At 60.6% G+C, this 18,629-nt stretch carries 11 protein-coding genes and 1 pseudogene; 5 read left to right on the forward strand and 7 right to left on the reverse strand.

The window, feature by feature from the left end:
* Positions 1-9 precede the first annotated feature (9 nt).
* Positions 10-2,987 (reverse strand): annotated as a pseudogene (locus tag AC3A4H_RS09400) (TrlF family AAA-like ATPase).
* Between the two features lie 453 nt (positions 2,988-3,440).
* Between AC3A4H_RS09400 and AC3A4H_RS09405 the strand changes: the two are divergent.
* From AC3A4H_RS09405 to AC3A4H_RS09415, 3 genes are all read left to right on the forward strand, one after another.
* Positions 3,441-3,950, forward strand: coding sequence for a hypothetical protein (locus tag AC3A4H_RS09405; RefSeq protein WP_487766458.1), 510 nt, complete (start codon positions 3,441-3,443; stop codon positions 3,948-3,950).
* A gap of 374 nt (positions 3,951-4,324) precedes the next feature.
* Positions 4,325-6,079, forward strand: a complete 1,755-nt coding sequence (gene dsbD, locus AC3A4H_RS09410) for a protein-disulfide reductase DsbD (protein WP_487766459.1) — start codon at positions 4,325-4,327, stop codon at positions 6,077-6,079.
* Positions 6,076-6,876, forward strand: coding sequence for a TlpA family protein disulfide reductase (locus AC3A4H_RS09415; RefSeq protein ID WP_487766460.1), 801 nt, complete (start codon positions 6,076-6,078; stop codon positions 6,874-6,876). The genes dsbD and AC3A4H_RS09415 overlap by 4 nt, the downstream gene beginning before the upstream one ends.
* A gap of 50 nt (positions 6,877-6,926) precedes the next feature.
* Here the strand turns inward: AC3A4H_RS09415 and AC3A4H_RS09420 are convergent, their stop codons facing one another.
* The 3 genes from AC3A4H_RS09420 to AC3A4H_RS09430 form a co-directional block, all read right to left on the reverse strand.
* Positions 6,927-7,634 carry a L,D-transpeptidase gene (locus AC3A4H_RS09420; RefSeq protein WP_487766461.1) on the reverse strand — a complete coding sequence of 236 codons (708 nt, stop codon included), beginning with the start codon at positions 7,632-7,634 and terminating at the stop codon, positions 6,927-6,929.
* A 95-nt stretch (positions 7,635-7,729) separates the two neighbouring features.
* Entirely contained in the window at positions 7,730-8,431 is a 702-nt protein-coding gene (locus AC3A4H_RS09425) for a L,D-transpeptidase (RefSeq protein ID WP_487766462.1), read from the reverse strand.
* Positions 8,432-8,501: 70 nt separating this feature from the next.
* On the reverse strand, positions 8,502-9,140 hold the full coding sequence (locus AC3A4H_RS09430) for a DsbA family protein (protein WP_487766463.1): 639 nt from the start codon (positions 9,138-9,140) through the stop codon (positions 8,502-8,504).
* 113 nt (positions 9,141-9,253) lie between these two features.
* Between AC3A4H_RS09430 and AC3A4H_RS09435 the strand changes: the two genes are divergently transcribed.
* Positions 9,254-9,916, forward strand: a complete 663-nt coding sequence (locus AC3A4H_RS09435) for a response regulator (RefSeq protein WP_487766464.1) — start codon at positions 9,254-9,256, stop codon at positions 9,914-9,916.
* Positions 9,916-11,352 carry an ATP-binding protein gene (locus AC3A4H_RS09440; protein ID WP_487766465.1) on the forward strand — a complete coding sequence of 479 codons (1,437 nt, stop codon included), beginning with the start codon at positions 9,916-9,918 and terminating at the stop codon, positions 11,350-11,352. The genes AC3A4H_RS09435 and AC3A4H_RS09440 overlap by 1 nt, the downstream gene beginning before the upstream one ends.
* Before the next feature lie 485 nt (positions 11,353-11,837).
* Here AC3A4H_RS09440 and AC3A4H_RS09445 read toward each other — a convergent pair whose 3' ends face one another.
* From AC3A4H_RS09445 to pglZ, 3 genes are all read right to left on the reverse strand, one after another.
* Entirely contained in the window at positions 11,838-13,673 is a 1,836-nt protein-coding gene (locus AC3A4H_RS09445) for a DUF262 domain-containing protein (RefSeq protein ID WP_487766466.1), read from the reverse strand.
* Between the two features lie 374 nt (positions 13,674-14,047).
* On the reverse strand, positions 14,048-16,114 hold the full coding sequence (brxL, locus tag AC3A4H_RS09450) for a BREX system Lon protease-like protein BrxL (RefSeq protein WP_487766467.1): 2,067 nt from the start codon (positions 16,112-16,114) through the stop codon (positions 14,048-14,050).
* Between the two features lie 10 nt (positions 16,115-16,124).
* The gene (gene pglZ / locus AC3A4H_RS09455) at positions 16,125-18,629 is read right to left on the reverse strand and encodes a BREX-1 system phosphatase PglZ type A (RefSeq protein ID WP_487766468.1); all 2,505 of its coding nucleotides are present in this window, start codon (positions 18,627-18,629) and stop codon (positions 16,125-16,127) included.

The following is an 18,629-nucleotide window of genomic DNA, read 5'->3' on the forward strand; positions in this document are numbered from 1 at the left end:
CTAGCACTCCTATCGGTCGAGACGCACGCGAAGTCGCCGGGCGCGCTCGCGGAAAGCGGCTTCACCACCTTCGAGGATGTCGCAGACCGCTTTGCGGATTGCAGAGTTCTCCAGCCCGCCCGCCACATAGCTGATGGGCGGCAGACCGCCTGAAGGATGTGGACCTGCTTCAGCGACGATGATCTGGTCCGCGTCGGTGTTGATGACGAGGTTGGCGTTGTGCGTGACCATGATCACCTGGCGCTTCGCCTTCGCGGCGATGAAGAGCGCGACAAGCTCGTCGAAAACAGATTTCGGATCGAGATTTTCTTCGGGCTGGTCGATGATCAGCGGACGATCGTCAGAGTCGTCGAGCGCCAGATAGAGCAGCAGAAGCACGATGCCTCGCGTGCCGGGCGAGAGCTTTCGGATGTCGACGCCGTCATAGGAGATTTCATAACGGACGGTGATGTGGTCGGTGCTGAAAAGCCAGTGTGCGAACTGCTTCGACCACGTCCGGAATTCGGCCTGCTGCCTCGGCGCATACGGGGCATGCGACAGCAGATCCCGAAGGTACTTCGCCATAAACGCCGTCATAGCGACCTGCACCTCAGCCGCCGTCCCGGTCTCCCAGGCAGGCTTGAGCGCCTCCGTCGCTGCGGCAATCAGCGCACCGCGCCCGTAGAAGGGCCCGGTCTTGCGCCGATCGAGAAGCTCTTCCTCTGCAATGGTGCCCCAGGCCTGGACGTCGGCGATCCTGCGAACCGAGAAGCTCAGCTTCTTCAGCGTGCCCGACGATGCGGCAAGGCGCGCCATCAGAGGCGCGTAGAGGCCCGCCAGCGCATCCTGCTCGTTGATGATCGCCTCGAAGACCCGGCCATAGGTGTCATCGCGCTCGGTCTGCAGGTCCTTCCGTCGCGCGGCCGCGCCCTGCGCATCGGTAAGGCGGGTTTCGAGAGTTTGAAGGGCGGAATTTTCCTGTGCGATCCGTCCGGTCAGGGTCGCATATTGCTCGCGCACCAGCTTGTCGGCGCTAAACAGCGCTTCCAGCCGCGTCATCTCGGCGGCGATCGGCGCGAGCGGCAATGTCGCTATGTCGGCAGTGTCGGCGATGAGGGCGACGTTCGGATCGCCGGGGGGCGGCGCCTCACCGTTGAGCTTGCGGACCTCGCCGTCCGCCCACGCAATGTAGGCCGTGAGGCTCTTGTCGACGTCGCCTTTGTAGATCAGCAGGAAGTCGTCCCACTGTTTGGCGTCGAGGCCGCTATTGGCGTGTCGAGCCTGTGCCTGGCGCAGCATCTCGGGTGCGCCGGTCGCCCGCATGCTACGGACCTCGTCCTGCAAGGCGACGTAAGTGCGGCGCTTATTCCCGAAATTCTGGATCCTGTTCCTGAGCTTCTGCGCCGCCTCGCTGAGTTGCGTGTGGCGGGCGACCTGAGCTTCGGTCCCTTTGACGGCGAGCTTCGCGCGGTCGGCGGTATAGTCGGCGATCAGCTTCTTCTTCTGGCCGACCTGGGTCGTCAGCGAGACGACGAGGCTCTCTTTCTCGAATTCGGTCGCGATCCGATCCGAGATATCGGAGATCGCCTCGGCCTCACGCTCGCGCGCCTGCTGGAACCGTGAGGTCTGCTGGTCGCGCAGCTCGGCGAAGTCGAGCGCCCACTCTCGATCGTCCTGCGAGTGCGATTCGAATATCACCCGCTCGATCTCGTCGACCAGCCCGTCCGAAACGCCTTTCGCCGAGCACAGCTCCTCGACGAACTGCTGGGACAGATAGCGCGGGCGCGTGGAAACGACATATGCCCGTTAGCGTCGCGTCCATCGAGTGCGCGTGTGACCGTAGCGCCGCCGCCCCACGTCAGCGTGGTCGTCGCATCGCCAATCAGCCGGCGCGCACGCGCCAGGAACGAGGGGCTGATGTTTTCGTCCGCGTCCCATCCGGAGGGTGTGATCGCATCGCAGCCGGCCGCGATGACATCTGCGAGCGCGGTCTTTCCCGAGCCGCGTGCGCCGATAATGGCGACAAGGCCGGGGTTGAGCGGGATGTCCGGTGTGGTTGCCCAGTCCGCATCGTCGATCCGGACATGCGAGATTACCTGAGATGGCATCGCCGAACGCGGCGGCTGCTCGCCAACATAGGCGCGGCCTTCGGGATCGATACAGGCTTGCCGGAGGGCATCGAATTCCAGCGCGCCCTTGATCCATGAAAAGCGGTTGTCGACGGGCTGGCCCACGGTTTTCTGGTCATGCGAGTCGCTACCATGCAGACAGGGCTTGCACCCGTCATATCGATCGCGCAGCTCCTCGATCGTCACGCCGCGCTGGCCAATCCAGAATTCGCGCTGCGCCGGGCTGCTCGAAAAGATGATGTGGGCGAACTTCTCGATCTCCTGACGGACGGTGGCGTCAGCGGCCTGACGGACGCCGGACGTGCCGTCTCCGGCCGCGCCGGTGACGGCGATGAGAATGTTCTTCTTCGCCCATTCGCTTTCGTCGATGACCTTGCGCAGTTGATCGAAGTTGACCTTGAACTGAGTGGCACCGTGCCGGAGCGCAGCGCCGTCGTCGGTGATCGCCTGGTCGGATCGCTTCCCGAGTTTGATCAGCTCCTCGCGGGTGCAATCGAAGCGGTCATTGAACGCGTGGAACTGCAGGCGCTTGAGGATGCGCTTCACCTCGTTGAGGTGGTCGGGATCTTCGGGGCTGACCAGAAGGTGGACGTTCACGAAGCCCGACTTCGCCGCCACATCTAGGCGCAACTCGATGTTGGGAAAGACCAGCTTCACGCCGGGCAAGCGGCCTGCCGCCTTGTGCTTGAGGAACTCCTCGTAGGTGTCGGTGACGTAATAGTCGGTGACCGCAACCGCCTTGACCTTCGGCGTCAGCCCTTCGAGCGACGTAAGGTAGGCACCCCAGGGATCGGCTGCCCCGAACTGATTGTTGAGGATGGTGCCAGGGGCATGAATATGCGGCTCCCAACGGTGCCATTCCGAACCGCGACTGATCATACGCCCCCCTGGTGCCGTTATTTTTGGGGAATACTTGCCATATTGGTGCCCGGCGAGTCGAGAATGGCGTGCTGAGCGGAAGTATTACCTTCGGCGCAAGCCTGCGTGGATTGTGACCAGGGGTGCCATTTCGCGCTTTTCGCAGTTTCGCCACGACGTGGCCCTCCGCGCCGGCTTCGGATCAGTCACGGGTTGCGGCTGGCCTGCTTTCTCGCTCAAGCTTCCAGAAGCAGCTAGTTTGCTTGCTGACTTAGAGAATCATTTCCGATACGGGGTGGATTTGGGCCGAACTCAAAGGTCGGACTGGGGTGGGTAGCAGACATTTCAGCAGCCAGCTACGATCGACAACTATGCGACATGAGCCGTCATTCGCCACCACCGACGCCGTAAGTCGTTGCGAGATAAGAATAAGGCATCAATATTCTGCAGCGCCTGTTTAATTGGGAGAGCATATTGTTCGACAATCCGAATTTCGAGATCGTCCAGTCAACTAAAAAGGGACTAGAAAGCGAAGAGAGTCTGCTGGTGGTGCGAGATCGTACCAGCTATTTGCGAATTCTTGGAGGGGAGCCTGGATGGGAGTTGATGACAGCTACCGCCAGCGAGGATGATGGCCGCTTTGAAGTCTGTGTTGACAGGCGTCGGCTAATCAAAACTGCTATTCGGCTTTGCCAAGAGATGGGCCTCAACGGACGAGAGACAAAAGATCAACTCGGCAGGGACTATGTAAAAATCTGCAAGATCGTCCGTGAGCGCGACGATGAGGACCTCCGTGATGTTCTCTTTCGGACTGTTGAGAGGTTCTTCGATCTGTTCGACGGGAGCGAACGTGTCACCGGCAGTGCAGATGAGATGATTGACCTTTACGAAGCCATTTCATCGGACGACGATGGGGCGGATGTATACCTTACCGACGGTCTATGGCTGAGCAGTGACGGATCGCTTCATGACCGAGGAAGGTAGTACACACCACGATTTGGGCTCGACGCAAAGCTCAGACGGCCGAAATGTGGGACGGTAGCGGACACGAAGTTGCCCATGATTAACGGCAGCTATCCTAATCCAAACGCCCCAAACCGGACCGTCAGGAAACGGCCCCCATCCTGGGAGCGCTATCGCATAGGCCATTGCCAGCATCCTCCAAGCGGTGGGCTCTTGTTCACGCAGACGCTTTGTTCCCGCGTTGCCGCCATTGGTCGCCATGGGCACATGAGGACGATGCTGGGATGCCGGGCTTGATGGACGTGCTATCGGGCAGATGAAGCAGCGGCAGCCGCACCCTTAAGCGTCACTTAAGCTGCGCCCGGAATCTCAGTCGAGACAGAATGAGGTTCCGCATGATCAAAACGATAGCCGCGATAGTCACAGCCCTGTGCCTGGGAACGGGTGCTGCCAGCGGGATGCCGGCGGAGCCCATGGAGGTCGACAAGGCATTCGTGCTCGAGGCGTCGAGGGCAGGCAATGGCACGGCACTGACCTGGCAAGTCGCTGACGGCTACTATCTCTACCGCGACCATTTTAGCATCACGATCAACGGCGAAGGCGTTGTCTTTGACGTTTCAGAAGGCGTCGAGAAGAGCGATCCGGGCTTCGGTGATGTTGAAGTCCTGTATCGCCAGGCGATCGTAACCGTGCCTGCCCGGAGCGGGACGGCGCAAGTCACCTTCCAGGGATGCCAGGACGGCGGCATCTGCTATCGGCCGGAAGTTCGCTACGTCGACCTGGCAGCGCTCGAAATTCAGACCGGGCCCGCGGCGAGCTCAACCGTCGATAGGCGTGGCGGCGATGGCGCGTCGCTGGCAGATGCGGGAATTGTCCTTGCGGATGATGCCGACCCGTCGTCAGCGATCTTGAGGGGCAGCAATCCGGTCTGGACCGCCATCTCGTTCCTTGGCTTCGGCCTGCTGCTGGCCTTCACGCCCTGCGTGTTCCCGATGTACCCGATCGTGCTTGGAATGCTCGGACGGGGCGGCGCGGGCCCGAATGCCGCCCAAGGGTTCGTCCTATCCTCCGCCTACGTGCTTTCGCTGGCATTCGCTTTCGGACTGGTCGGCGCGGTGGTCGGCTGGACAGGGCAGAACATCCAGTTCGCGCTCCAGTCGCCGCTGACCACGTTGGCAATGGCCGTCCTGTTCATCGTGCTCGCCGCCGCGAGCTTCGGCGCATTCGAGCTGCAGTTGCCAGGTTTCGTCACGTCGCGTGCATCGAAGCTCCAGGCGCGGCAGGGCGGTTCGGTAGGGCAGGCCGCCGCACTTGGTTTCACCTCTTCTCTGATCGTCGGTCCTTGCGTGACGGCACCCCTCGCAGGCGCGCTGCTCTACATCGGCCAAGGCGGAGACTGGCGCGTTGGCGCGCTCGCCCTTTTCATGCTCGGCCTGGGCAAGGGCCTGCCGCTGATAGCCCTCTCGACGATAGGCAGCGGGTTTCTTCCAAAGGCAGGGAAATGGATGGAAACGGTGCGCCGGCTGTTCGGCTTCGCCTTCATCGGAATGGCGAGCTGGATCGCGACCCCGCTGATGCCCATGGGGTTCGACGTGGCGCTCTACGCGATGCTGGTGCTTGTGCTGGCCGCCGACCTGGTCGTGCGGGCACGCACTCGCACCTCAAGGACGGCAGCGCAGATGATCGCGATTGTCGCCGGTGGCGGCCTTGTCGGCCTGGCCGCCGACGGCACCGGGATCATGAAGGCGACGGCGCGGATATCGATTACCGCGCAGGTCCCGCCGAAATCGCCGCTCACCTTCCACAAGGCACGTTCGGCTGCAGATCTCGTCGAGCAATTCCAGGCCGCAGACGGGAAGCCGCTTCTGGTCTATGTCATGGCCGACTGGTGCGTCATCTGCCGGACGATCGAGCGGTCCGTGCTGCCGCATGCCGAAGTGGTGGCGGCACTGGAGGGGATGAGGCTCGTCAAGCTCGACGTCACGGAATTTGACGAGGAATCCCAAGCCGTCCTTGGACAACTGAAGGTCGCAGGCCCCCCGACAATGGTGTTCTTCAGCGGTTCCCGCCGCGAGGTGGCCGACACCCGGCTTGTGGGGGAAGTCTCCGTGGCCGCCGTCGCCCGCTCGGCAGCACTGGTCTCCCGATGAACGCAGTCTCCATCGGACCGCTGGTCCTGGCTGCCGACAGGGCAAGCGCGGTTGCCGGGATCATGGCGTTCCTCGTGGTTTCCGGATTGATCGCGAGGAAGCTCGACGAGTCCCTGGCTAAGTGGTCATCATTTGCCCTGTTTGCGGGACTTGCAGCCGCCAGAGCCGGACATGTGGCGATCCATTGGGATACGTTCTCGCTGGAACCGTCTCGCATTCTCGCCTTGTGGCAGGGCGGGTTCTACTGGCCAGCAGGCGTGGCCGCCGCGGTGATACTGCTTTTACCCTTGGTTCGGGACGGCCTTGCCAAGGCTGCGGGACTTGCCAGTCTCGCGGTCGGCCTGTTCGTCTGGCACTCGGCCATGCTGCTTACGAGCGGCGTCGAAGCCATCCCGCTTCCGGAGCAGCCACTCCGTACTCTCGCTGGCGACAATGTTTCTCTCGCAGGCCTTGGAAGGCAGCCCATGGTGATCAATCTCTGGGCGAGTTGGTGTCCTCCTTGTCGGCGGGAGATGCCGATGATGGTGGAAACCGCCAAAGCCTCGGAAGGGATCATTTTCGTCTTCGCGAACCAGGGCGAGGATGCGCCACGCGTGCGATCGTACTTGGCCATGGAGGGCATCGATCCGCCAAGCCTCCTGCTCGACAGCCTCGGCGTGCTCGGACGGCATTACAAGGCGGTGGGCATGCCCGCTACGCTTTTCATCGGCCGCGATGGCGAGCTCGTGGACGCGCATATCGGGGAGATCTCGAGAGAAGTCTTCGAACGCAAGATCGCTGACCTGCATCGCGACTGAAAGGGCGGCCCTGTCGGCCGCCCTCGGCCATCGCTGGCCGATCCCAAGGCTCAGCCAACAAGAAGATGCGCCATTGTCGGATCCGGGATGACGACGATCTTGCTGCCGTCCCGGACCTGATCGTGAAGGTGGATTATATCCTGGTTCAGCATGCGGATGCACCCGGAGGAGACTGCCTTGCCGATCGAGAATGCTTCCTGTGTTCCGTGCAGGCGATAGAGCGTGTCGCGATTGCCTTCATGGATGTAGAGCGCACGCGCTCCGAGAGGGTTGGTCAGTCCCGGGCCCATGCCGCCATTGGCGATGCTGTAGGGCTCGAGTTTAGGCTGCCTGGCCACCATTTCGTCCGGAGGGGTCCAGCGTGGCCACTTTCGCTTGTAAGCAACGCGCGCCGAGCCCGACCAGGCGAACCCATCCCTGCCAACGCCGATGCCGTATCGGGTAGCACGGCCGCCGTTCTGAACGTGGTACAGGTACTTCGCAGGCGTATCCACGACCAGCGTGCCAGGCACCTCGTTGGTCGGGTAATCGACTTCCGTTCGCCAGAACCGCTGGTCGATCTGGGAGATCTTCACCTCCGGAATCGGGAACTGTTCGTCCGGCATCGCGGCGTACATCAACGGGACCACGAGCTTCGGCGTCGGAGGCGCTGGCTGGGCTGCGGGCATCCGCGCCGGTGCCGACATGCATCCCGACAAGGCCAAAGAGCCTGCTCCAACGAGCATCGCGCGCCTAGAAATCGAAATTGGTGGTTTCATTGTCACTCCATCTGCGGCCGGATCTTCTCGACGATCAGGCGGAGAAACGGACTGCAGCTTAAACCCAGCTTAAGGCTGCAGCCCCTGTGTCGAGATCAAAGGACCACGATCTTGGCCCCAGGCTTGACCCGCGCATGCAGGTCGATGATGTCCTGGTTGAGCAGCCGGATACAGCCTGCCGAGACAGCTCGGCCGATGGACGAGGGATCGGTCGTGCCATGTACCCGGTAATAGGTGTCGACGCCGTTCTGGTGCATGTAGAGCGCACGCGCGCCCATGGGGTTCGTCGGGCCGCCGTCGATCCCGCCACGGTGACGCTCGTACTGCGCAGGGTTGCGTTTGATCATGTTCGGCGTCGGTGTCCAGCGGGGCCATGAGGCCTTATGCGCGATCACGGCTTCGCCCGGGAACGCGCGTGCGACCGGCCCGACGGCGACGGCATAACGGATCGCCTTGCCTCCAGGCAGAACGAAATAGAGGAAGCGGGTCGTCTGGTCGACGACAACGGTGCCGGGTACCTGGGTCGTCGGGTAGTCGACCACCTGCCTGACATGTTCAGGATTCATCCCGGAAGCATTCACTGCCGCTATCGTGAATCCTTTGTCGTCCATTTCCCGGTACATGGTGACCGGATCGCGTTCCGCAGGCTGAAAAACCGCGATTGGAGCCGCATTGGCAGTGACTATAGTGGCTGCAGTTTCCGGACGTGACGGTGTAGCCGACGTCGAGCATCCAGCAAGCGCGACGGCGACCAGTATCGCGAGCGGAACGCTTCGCGAGTATGCAATGAAACGCAAATTTGCCCCCTTGGCAGTCCGCGGTCTGGCCTCCGCCCACCACGATCGTATGTGTATGGTTGGCTGAAGCTCAGCCGTTCTTGTCTTGCTGGCTTGCCCGCGCGTCGGCAATCACCTGCTTGAAGCCGTCGTAGTCGAGCACGGACAGCCGGAACGGCCCGATGAGAAAGCTGGGAGTTCCAGTGAGGCCGAGGGCATCTCCCTGGGCCAAGTTGCGCTTGATCAGATCTTCGATCTCCCCGCTCCGGGCACTGAGATCGCTGTCGAGGCGTGCCATGTCGATACCGGCATCGCCGAGCGCCGACCGCATCTGGTCGGCCGCGATGCCGCTGCCGGGAATTCCCATCAGGGCGGCGTGAGCGGCTTCGTATTTTCCCTGGTGGTGCGCGGCGAGCGCGAGCCGCGCCCCGTCGATCGATGTCGGCCGTATGACCGGCCAGTCCTTGTAGACGTGCCGGATGCGCCCGTCTTCCTCGATGACCCGAGCAAGAATCGGAGCCACCTGCTTGCAGTACGGGCAGTTGTAGTCGGTAAAGTTCACGATCGTGACGTCGCCGTTCGGGTTTCCACCGGTCGGCGCGGCCGGATCGTTAAGGATCATCTCCTTGGTGACCTCGATACCCTGGGCCAGCGCCAGGCTTCCCGTGGTCAGCATCCCGATCGCGCCGCCAAGCACCGCCATCGCCCCTCTGCGCGTAAATGCCGACATTCTTTTGCTCCATCCTGTGGGGTAAGTGGCTGCGTCGTCCCGTTCCTACCTTAAGGCTGGCTTAAGGTTGGGCAGGTGGCGAATGGGATGTCGAAAGGAGCCATGGGCAACGGATGAGAGTGCTGGTCCTAGAGGATGACGAGGTTCTGTTGAACGGACTGCAGGTGGGGCTTGGGATGGCGGGCTTCACCGTCGAACCGGTGACGTCCTGCGCCGACGCGTCCGCAGCGCTCCGCGCGGCCGCATTCGATGCGGTGGTGCTCGACCTCATGCTCGCCGACGGATCAGGGCTCGACGTTCTCGCCGAGATGCGGAAGCGACGGTCGCGAGAGCCGGTGCTGCTGCTGACCGCGCGCGACGGCGTTTCCAATCGCATCGCAGGTCTCGATGCAGGGGCGGACGACTACCTTGGAAAGCCTTTCGATCTGAACGAAGTGGCCGCCCGGCTGCGCGCGCTGATCCGGCGCGCAAGCGGCCATTCGTCCGCGACCCTGCAATGGGGCGAGATCGTCCTCGACCCGGCCAGCATGGCGGTTTCGCGACACGGCGAGCCGATGCGGCTGTCGCGGAGGGAGTTCTCGATTCTTCATGCGCTGATCGATCGGCCTGGGCAGATACTCTCGAAAATCCAACTCGAGGAGCGTCTGTACGGGTGGCAGGAAGACATCGAGAGCAACGCGATCGAGGTTCACGTTCACAATCTGCGGGCGAAGCTTGGGCCGGGCGTGGTCGAGACGGTACGCGGCGTTGGCTACCGCCTGTCGGATGCGGCCTGATGAACTCGATCCGCACCCGCCTGTTCTTGATCCTGATGCTGACCACGGGCGTGGTCTGGATTTCGGCCGCAGCCTGGATTTCCCTTAGCACCCACGCGCAGGTCCAGCGCGTGCTGGATGCGCGGCTCAGCGAGGCCGCGCGCATGGTGAGTTCCCTGCTAGCGAGGCAGGAACTGGCCGCCCTGCCTGATCGCTCGCTCATTCCGGACATGGTGGTGTCGCATCCCTCCTATGACAGGCAGCTCGCCTGCCAGATATGGGCGCTTGACGGCACGCTGGTGAGCCATTCGGACGGAGCGCCCTTGCAGTCGATGGCTCCAGGCGGGTCCGGCTTCTCAGAAACGATGGTCAACGGCGAAAAGTGGCGGGTCTACGCAGTCGAGAACGCCGAACTCGGAATGCGGGTGCTCGTGGGAGACAGTCTCAGCGTGCGGGACAGCCTTGTGGCGGACGTGATCCGGGGACTTGCGGTGCCGGGACTGTTCATGCTTCCTGTGCTGGCCGGACTGATCTGGTTGAGCGTCCGGAAGGGACTGGCGCCACTGAGTTCCCTGGCGCGGTCGCTGGAGTTGCGGTCCGCGTCCGACCTCAGCGCTCTCAAGGAGAGCGGCAGCTCGTCGGAGATCGCACCGATGGTCCGGTCCCTGAACGGGCTTTTCGCCCGTGTCGAAGCCGCCCGGGAACGCGAGAGGGACTTCACGGCCTTCGCCGCACATGAACTGCGCACGCCGATTGCCGGGTTGAAGACGCAGGCGCAGATCGCGCTCGCGAATCCTGATCAAACCGTCCGGGAGAACGCGCTCAGACAGATTGCCGTCGGAGTCGATCGGACCGCCAGGCTGATACGTCAACTGACCGATCTCACCAACGCGGAGAGCGGGGAGTTCGGCGGAGAGGACGATGCCGTGTGCGTCGGCTCCGCCCTGGAAGCTGTCGCAGAGGACATCGCTCACCACCATCCGAACAAGTCGCCAATCGTCCTTGCCAAGGAGTTGTTCCCGGTCACGCTGTCGGTGAACGGCTCACTGTTCATGCTGACCGCTAGAAACCTCCTCGAAAACGCCGTCCTGCATTCCCCTCCCGGCCACCCGGTAAACTGCTGGCTGCAGCGGGATGCGAACGCCGTCGTCGTGGGAATCGACGACGCCGGTCCAGGGATCCCCAATGACGAGATTCACAAGGTTCGAGACCGCTTCTTCAGGGGCCGCAACAAGACGTCGATGGGATCCGGCCTTGGCCTCGCAATTGCCGAAATGGCGCTCAAGCGCATCGGAGGGGAGTTGCATCTGGAGAACCGTCCGGAAGGGGGCCTGAGAGCGAGAATCCGCTTGCCGGGGAGTGCCGTCGCCGCCCGCAACCCGCATGCGCGTGCAAGTACGGGGCGCATGCGGCCGGGAGCCGAGCCATCAGGGCCCCTCGAGGCGTTCAAGTCATAGCGTCACGGCCAGTCCACTGACATGCGCGACGAAAATTCGAAGTGTCCCCCACTGCAACTATCGATAGCGGTCAATGACCAGCATCCGGTCAGGCAGCTCGGTGACCGTCCGCTTCAGCATCCTGTCAAACAATCAGTTCCGCTTTTGATGCGGTGGATGGCTTTCCACCCCGCTATATGTGCGGGGTCAGAGCTGGAGAATAGCTGCCATGCTCATTACTGCGCGGCAGCAATGCGCCCCATTGCGGCCGTTCTGGACTTAGCGCGCCAAATCCAGAAGCGGTCACTCACAGACGCGAAGTGGCGACAGCAACGCCGCCCGTACAGCGGTAATTCGACTAGGCTTCGCCGTTCCCTGAGAGTGGACACTAATTGATCAAACGGTCGGCTTGACCCGCCAGGTCTCCAACACACGCCATGCGTCCACCGCAACCAAAACGGGTTCAGTTGTCTTTGCCTCTTCCCAGGTGCTTGCCGAGTTGCGGTTTAGCTCCAGATTATTTGACTCAAGGCGAAAAGGAGCTTTTGGCGGTTCTCGATTTGCTCTGGGCCGAACTTTTCATAGGGTTCGAAGGCAAGCTGATACTTTTTTATTAAATCGGTAAAGTCGAGCTTGGCCTTGTAGGCATCCGCCCTGAGTGTCTCGTTCCAATATAGCGTGCCTGCGTACGATTTCAGCTTATCACCGTAGCTTTCGTTGCCACTGGAAATGTTGTCCTTTCCCTTGAGCAGTAAGACGGCTCCTAGCCGATTCCTATCGATCTCGAACTGTTCCTCATTCTCCTCGTACAAGGCTATGTTCTCAGGGTTGTAGGACATGATGTGTTCTATGTGATAGCCGTTGACAGCACCTGTCTTGGTCACCAGATCGTCGACCTTATAGGCGGGCTTGTTAAGGCCAGTTGCGAGGAACTCATCGAGGCGCGCGAAGAAATATCGCGTGAATCGTGTCGGGACGTCGGTAATCGACGTGTTTTTGAACTGCGCGTATTCAAATGCGTCAAGTACTTTGACGCCCCTCCTTATTGAAAGCAACTCGAGCAACTTCTTCTCGAATGCGGGCGGGATGGCGCTCGCAGGCTTCCCACGGATTTCGTTCGAGACCTCGTAGACAGCATCGTTGAATTCGTTGCTGTCGTAGGCACGCTGCAGTCGCAGCAGGGCGAAAAGCCTGTCGAGATGAAAGGCAACGAGACGAATCTTCTCGTCCTCTTCGTCATCATCGACGACGCATGCGGACAAGATCAGCAGGTTCTGGCTGTCCATGCCATTGAGCCGATTGTAGTAGACGTGCTCAAGCGACTTCTGTACGCCCAGTGCTGCTTCCTGTATCCGCGCATAGAGTGACGTGAAATAGCGAAGATCTTTGGAAATGAAGGCCTTAACGGCACTGGCGTTGTGGTCAAGGCTAAGGGTGTCGTTGACATCATTTTTGAACATTTCTCGGTGGTAGTCTTTGTCAAACCTTTCCGCTGTTCCACGAGAACTTGAGAATTTTGCCTTGAGCAGGTAGGTGAAGAAAGTGTCAATCTCATCCGTACGGAAGCGATTCACGGACTGCACACTCTTCTCCCAAAGTCCGTTGTAGTCGTTCGCGTCGAGTTCAACCTTGTCGATTTGTCCGAGTAGCTTTCCCTTTAGAATCTCGTAAGGGCGGAGGCGCACACCACGGTCATTAATAACCTCGAAGACCATTGGCACGTCGGTTTGCGCGACCGACAAATTGATCAACACGAGCCGGTGCAGGAAATAGAAGGCAAACGTCTCAAGCTTGTGCTTGCTGGTAAGCCGTCCATTCAACGTTTCGCTTATCAGATTATAGTTATCCAACATGTTCAAGGCGGTGATGCCGCTGTCCGTCGGGATTTCATCCTGGCCTTCGAAGAGAGCCTGGAGCGTCGCGATATGCCGCTCGTGGTTCATCCAGAATCGCTTCTTAAACCCGTCGTGACCAGCGATTTTGCCTTTAATCCAGTCGGCAAGAGCAGACTGCTCGGCCGCAGCCATATGATGCAGCTTGATCAGGATCAGCGTCAGGGTAGTCAGCCGCTGCTGACCGTCGACAACATAAACACGACCGTCAATGGTATTCGTAACGTACGTGTTTAGGTAGTACCAAGGGTATTTAGCGCCGATTACCTCAGGACCTGGGTCCAGTTTGCTGTGCCCTTTGTAGGCCTCCGCGAACGCATAAAATATGTCATCAAGTAATCTATTAACAGGCTCGTAATCCCATTTGTATTCTCTCTGATAGAAGTCGATGTAGTATGTTGTGTTAGAGAAAACTCGGTCGACATTCTGTTTGTCCGGTGCGATTTCCATCGACTTCCCCCCAGCTCAAATTATTCGAATAAAGCGTAGACCCAGTCTGAAGCCCACATACGTCAAGATGGACTAAAAAGCGCTTAGCCACCTTGTTTACGCGACCAAAACTCTTTGCTGAAATCTGTTACCCAATTCCAGCCTTTTCTAGCCGGGGATGGGTGGACCAGTCGGCGAAGTGCGAACCATGACCGTTATCCGATCTCTGACATCCACCTGAGTCCTGCCGTGAACCTCATTCGGGTTGGTCCCCGGGTCACCGCGCACGTCCATCCCGCGCAGTGGATTTCGTTCATCGCTTCCTTTTTCGATCGTCTTCTGGTGCGCGTTGCGGTGGCCGGACCCGCCGCGCCGCGGACCGCTGATACGAGAATTCAACTAATCCGCATGTATGTCACTTCAAACGCCTTGGCCGAGCGGAATTCCTGAAGTCGGTTGGCGAAGCTGAAGGCGTTGTTCATCTCGTATGGCTGGAACACGTCGAGTCCCCGGTCCAGGGAGATCTTCCATCCTGTATCGGTCACGATGTGGCGCGCATGGATGGTACCGGTGGCGTCGAACTCCCAGGTGAAATTGATGCCGGAGCCGACGCATGAGTCCTCGATTGTGATCAAATTGTCCTGCTGCTGTTCGCCCTTGAGGTCGTCCCGCGCTGTGATGACGTGGAGATCAACCTCGTCCTCGGGCGGCTTGTGTCTCATTACGGTCTCGACGAACTCCATCAGGTTTCGAACCTGGTAGAACAAGCGAAGATAGGGATCGGTTAGCGTGATCTGCTTCGCGCCCCGGATGTAGGGTCCGAACAGCAGGTCAAAGGACACGCCCTTCTGGTTCTCGCTAAAAACCTTGTGCCCTTCCCGCGGGCCTGCCGGTTGGGGCGTCACGTAATGGGCTGCGCCGGGTGACGAATCCTGCTGAGCAAGCTTCTCGGCGCCTTCCGAAACCTGGCCGCTGTCTGTGCCGGCCGCCCCTCGGCGGTGGTAATAAGTTGGGTACTCGTCCTCTTCGAGCGTTGTCACCGCGACCCTGCTTCCGTCCGACGGCATGTAGGAAAAATCGGTGTCCGGGTAGGTGGTGTCGATGCGCATCAACTGATCCTTGACGCGCTTGCGCCCCTCGATGGCCAGCCGGAGCAACTCCTCGATTTCTTCCGCTGAAGCTCCGCCGCCCGGGAATAGGATCTTCATGAGGCCGGAGAAGGTCTTGTTGATCCCGTCGCGGTCACGGGTCGAGATATCGGCCGAGAGCTGGAAGGAATCCCTGTAGCGGTCGGAATGGTCGTCGCTCCGGAGGTGGCGCAGGATCTCGGCCAGATAGTCGACGACGAAGCCATAGCCGCTTGAGAACATCTCGCCGCGGATCACGTCGACCTCCCATCCCGGGATATAGGCGTGGAGGCGGTCGATGAAGGCCGAGTCGTAGTACTTCTCGGGAAGCTCCTCGAACAGATCGGTGTGCTTCAACATGTAAGGAACGTTGTGTTTCGTGTTCCCCACGAACACCATCGACGCCTCGGCGCCCAATGTCTCCACGCCGCGGGAAAACGTCTTGTTCGCCATGTAGTTCTTCATGATGTCAACAAGCGCCTTGTCGACGCGCTTCTGGCGTCCAGCGAACTCGTCAAAAGCCACGACGTCCCAGTAGCCGACCAGCCCGATCCTGCCGGTGCTGTTGTTCACGAACAGCTTCGGGACGGTGACCTCGCCACCCGAGATGAGGATGCCATGGGGCGAGAACTCCGAATAGATATGAGACTTGCCCGTACCCTTGGGACCGAGCTCGATCAGATTGTAGTTCCGCTCGACGAAGGGGATGAGCCGCATCAGCTGCAGGAGCTTGCTGCGGCGGCCGAAGTGTGCCGGATCGAATCCTATGCTTTGCACCAGAAGGTCGATCCATTCGTCGGTCGTAAACCCCCGCCGCGCTTCCAGATAGGCTTCGTAGTCGAAGTGGGACAGCTGGATCGGCTTCAGGCTGCCGAGGATCCAGGGGGAGACGTTCTTGTCCTCGGTATGCTCGTACTCAACGTCGCTGATGCACCAGACACCGCTCACCAGGAGCTTCGGATGTGCTTTCACGGTCCCGGAGTCGACGATGACCTTCTTGATGCCAAGATTGGCAAACTCGGCTTCATAGGCGTCGTTCTTGTCATTCAGCGCGACGCTGATCTTGTCGATGACCTTGTAGCGTCCCTTCTCCCTGATGTTGGAGCGAACCAGGCCGGCCTCGTTCCTGTGGACGTAGTGCTTGCGCAGGATCTCCTTCACGGTCTCGATGCCGGACTGGATCGAGGCTTCGTCGCTGGTCGCGCAGTACTGGCCAAGCAAGTATTCGAGCACATAGGTGGGAACGATGGCATTCCCCTTGACCGCCTTGACGAGGTCCTTTCGGACGACCAGCCCGGGGAACCGCTCGTTGATCTTTTGGTCCAGTGCGTTCACCGGGCCCTCCTCAGAAATCGAAATCGTTCGTGAAGCTTCGGCGTAGGACATACCGCATGCTGCGGTAATCCTTGTAGTGGGATGTTCCAGCATGCTGCTCCTCGAGCCGCAGTGTCACTTCCTGGCCATTGAAGTCGTCCGCCTTCTTCGACAGCAGGAATCGCACCGGCATCTCGCGTTCCCGGGGGTTCTCCGACCGGAAGTCGAACAACAGGTCCTGGCTGTCGGAGATTAGGTCTCCACTTGCGGAGAAGATGCCGGCGCGCAGGCGCCGCGGCTGCGCTTTCTCGGTGACGGGGGAGGATTGGTAGAACAGCACCGATATCTGACTCGAGGTGATCGTCTTGTTGGAGCTGCCGACGATCTCGACCTCAACTGCGGACAGGTCGCTCTGCCGCTTCTTGTTGACCGTCAGGACCGGGATGACGATTTCCTGGAGCGAGGCGCCGCCGTGAACGTATCGGCTGCCTGAGCCCTTCAGCCGGAGACGGTTGATGGATTTCGGAATGGCGGCCTCGACATCCCCCTCGAGCCCAAGGCTGGTCGCATCGAACTTCCGCAGCCCGGGATGAGGCTGGAGTCCTTTGCCGAGGACAAATCGCCGGTCCCTGAAGAGGATTGTCTCGCCGCCGACCTCCGCGCCGGAGAAGTCGCTCTCCTCTATGGGGCGGTGCTGGTAGATGAAGCCATGGTCGGCGGTCAGGAGCAGGTTGCTTGCATTGGCTGCGGTGAGCTTCTTGACCAGCTTGATCAGCTCGTCCAGCGTGTCCTCGACCGCCTCGAACACACGGTCTTCGGAGACAGTCTTGTCGCCCATGGCGTCGATGCGGTTGTGATAGATGTAGACGACATCGTTCTCCCGCAGCAGGGCGCGCGCCTCGTCGCCCTTCATGTCCATGAATTCCTCTGACTTCATGGCGTGAACGCGGTCACCGGTCCGACCGCTCGCCTCTAGGATCTTTTGCCTGTTGGCGAGTCCTTGAGAACTGAGGCCGTCGACCATAACCACGCCGGTGTCGTTGTCGGCGATGCGGATTTCCTTGTTGGGCAGGAGCGAGGCCATGCCGAGCTGGGTGTAGCTGGGTAGCGATGAGAGCGCCGGCGCGAGCTCGGCGTCATAGCGGTCCAGGCTGCGGATGCGGCCGAGGAGTTCTTCGCCGATCTCGAAGCGCATCGCATCCGAGATGATGACGCACAGCTTCAGGTCCTTGCGCCGGAACGGCGAAACCTGAGTGGAGTAGAATTCCCGCTGGCGGGGGTAGGGGGGCGCCTCCCAGCGATCAACGCGGTCGACATGCGTCTGCCAGATGTCGTTCAGCTTCAGCAGGTAATTGTTTACATAGAGGTTCTCGATCTTCTCCGTCAGGCCGCTGAGCAAGGACGGTTGGGCCGACTGCTGCATATTAAGGACGAACTGCCGATAAAGCTGGTCGATGCGGAACCAGCTCTGCGAATAGCGGCGAACCCCATCGGAAAGGGAATCCATGCCGAGATCGACCTGGGCCATGGCCTGCAGGAATTCGGCGGCGTGGCCGAGAGACTGGTAGAGCGTTTTGAATTCGCCATACCAATGGCTCTGTCGCCGCTGGCGAATCCATGCAGTCACGTCGGCGTAGGCGACCGTCTGGCCGCTCAACTCGCCGACCAGGTTGCGGATGATCTCCCGGTCGATCTCCCGGAAATAGTCGAGTTCGATCAGCGTGCGGAAATCGCGCTTTTCCAGGTCTGACCTGATCCCCAAGACATCGGAATATTCCTCGGACAGGGTTTCGAAGGATGCGGCCGCGTTCCGGCTGTTCTTCCACCTCCGGAAGAAGACCACGGCCTCGGTGGAGAGTCTTGCATCCGCCCCGACGCCTGCGGCGTAGCAGGACTTGAACAACTCGAGGGCGAAGTCCTGGATGCCCGGCTCCAGTGCCCGGTAGCCGTAATGGCGGCCCATCTGCTCGCAGAGGAAATCCGCAAGGCTGACGCGGGTGATCAGGCGCAGCCTGTCGTCCTTCTCGGCCGCCAGATCTTCGAGGAGGTTTTCGACGACCGCGTCGAAGTTCGGGTCTGCGCCGGCGCAGACCGCGAGCATCTTCAGGCGCAGCGCGCTCTTGGTGTCGTCCGGCTTCATGAGCCGCTTGAGCTGCTCGACACGCTTGGTCGCGCGGAAGAACTCCTCATGCTCCTTCACCAGATCTGCGAAGGCGATGCCGAGTCCCAGTTCGCTCAGCCAGATGGCGGTCTGGTCGGTGCGGAACATGCCGTGGGCGAGCTGCACGTCGAGCAGCCAGTTCTCCAGCGGCTCCGGCTCGGGTCCGTGCCTGTAGAGAAGGAACCTCTGCTTCGGCTGCCCCCGCAGGATTCGATGCTTGAGGCCGAACTCGTTGTTGGCGATCTCCACCTTCTCGACATCGGGTAGGATGACGGCCTCGAACGCCTCTCGAAGATCCCGCTCCGCATCGTACCAGAATACGATCCTGTGTTTTTCGAACTGGCTCGCCAGCCCGAGCGCGATACGGTCCTGCAT

It is taken from the genome of Pseudaminobacter sp. Soil_N_29, from assembly GCF_057656055.1.

Excerpts from the sequence above, each read along its gene's own strand:
- AC3A4H_RS09435 (WP_487766464.1), top strand. The coding sequence starts at position 9,254 with ATGAGAGTGCTGGTCCTAGAGGATGACGAGGTTCTGTTGAACGGACTG.
- dsbD (WP_487766459.1), top strand. The coding sequence starts at position 4,325 with ATGATCAAAACGATAGCCGCGATAGTCACAGCCCTGTGCCTGGGAACG.
- AC3A4H_RS09440 (WP_487766465.1), top strand. The coding sequence starts at position 9,916 with ATGAACTCGATCCGCACCCGCCTGTTCTTGATCCTGATGCTGACCACG.
- AC3A4H_RS09430 (WP_487766463.1), bottom strand. The coding sequence starts at position 9,140 with ATGTCGGCATTTACGCGCAGAGGGGCGATGGCGGTGCTTGGCGGCGCG.
- AC3A4H_RS09415 (WP_487766460.1), top strand. The coding sequence starts at position 6,076 with ATGAACGCAGTCTCCATCGGACCGCTGGTCCTGGCTGCCGACAGGGCA.
- AC3A4H_RS09420 (WP_487766461.1), bottom strand. The coding sequence starts at position 7,634 with ATGAAACCACCAATTTCGATTTCTAGGCGCGCGATGCTCGTTGGAGCA.
- pglZ (WP_487766468.1), bottom strand. The coding sequence starts at position 18,629 with ATGCAGGACCGTATCGCGCTCGGGCTGGCGAGCCAGTTCGAAAAACAC.
- AC3A4H_RS09445 (WP_487766466.1), bottom strand. The coding sequence starts at position 13,673 with ATGGAAATCGCACCGGACAAACAGAATGTCGACCGAGTTTTCTCTAAC.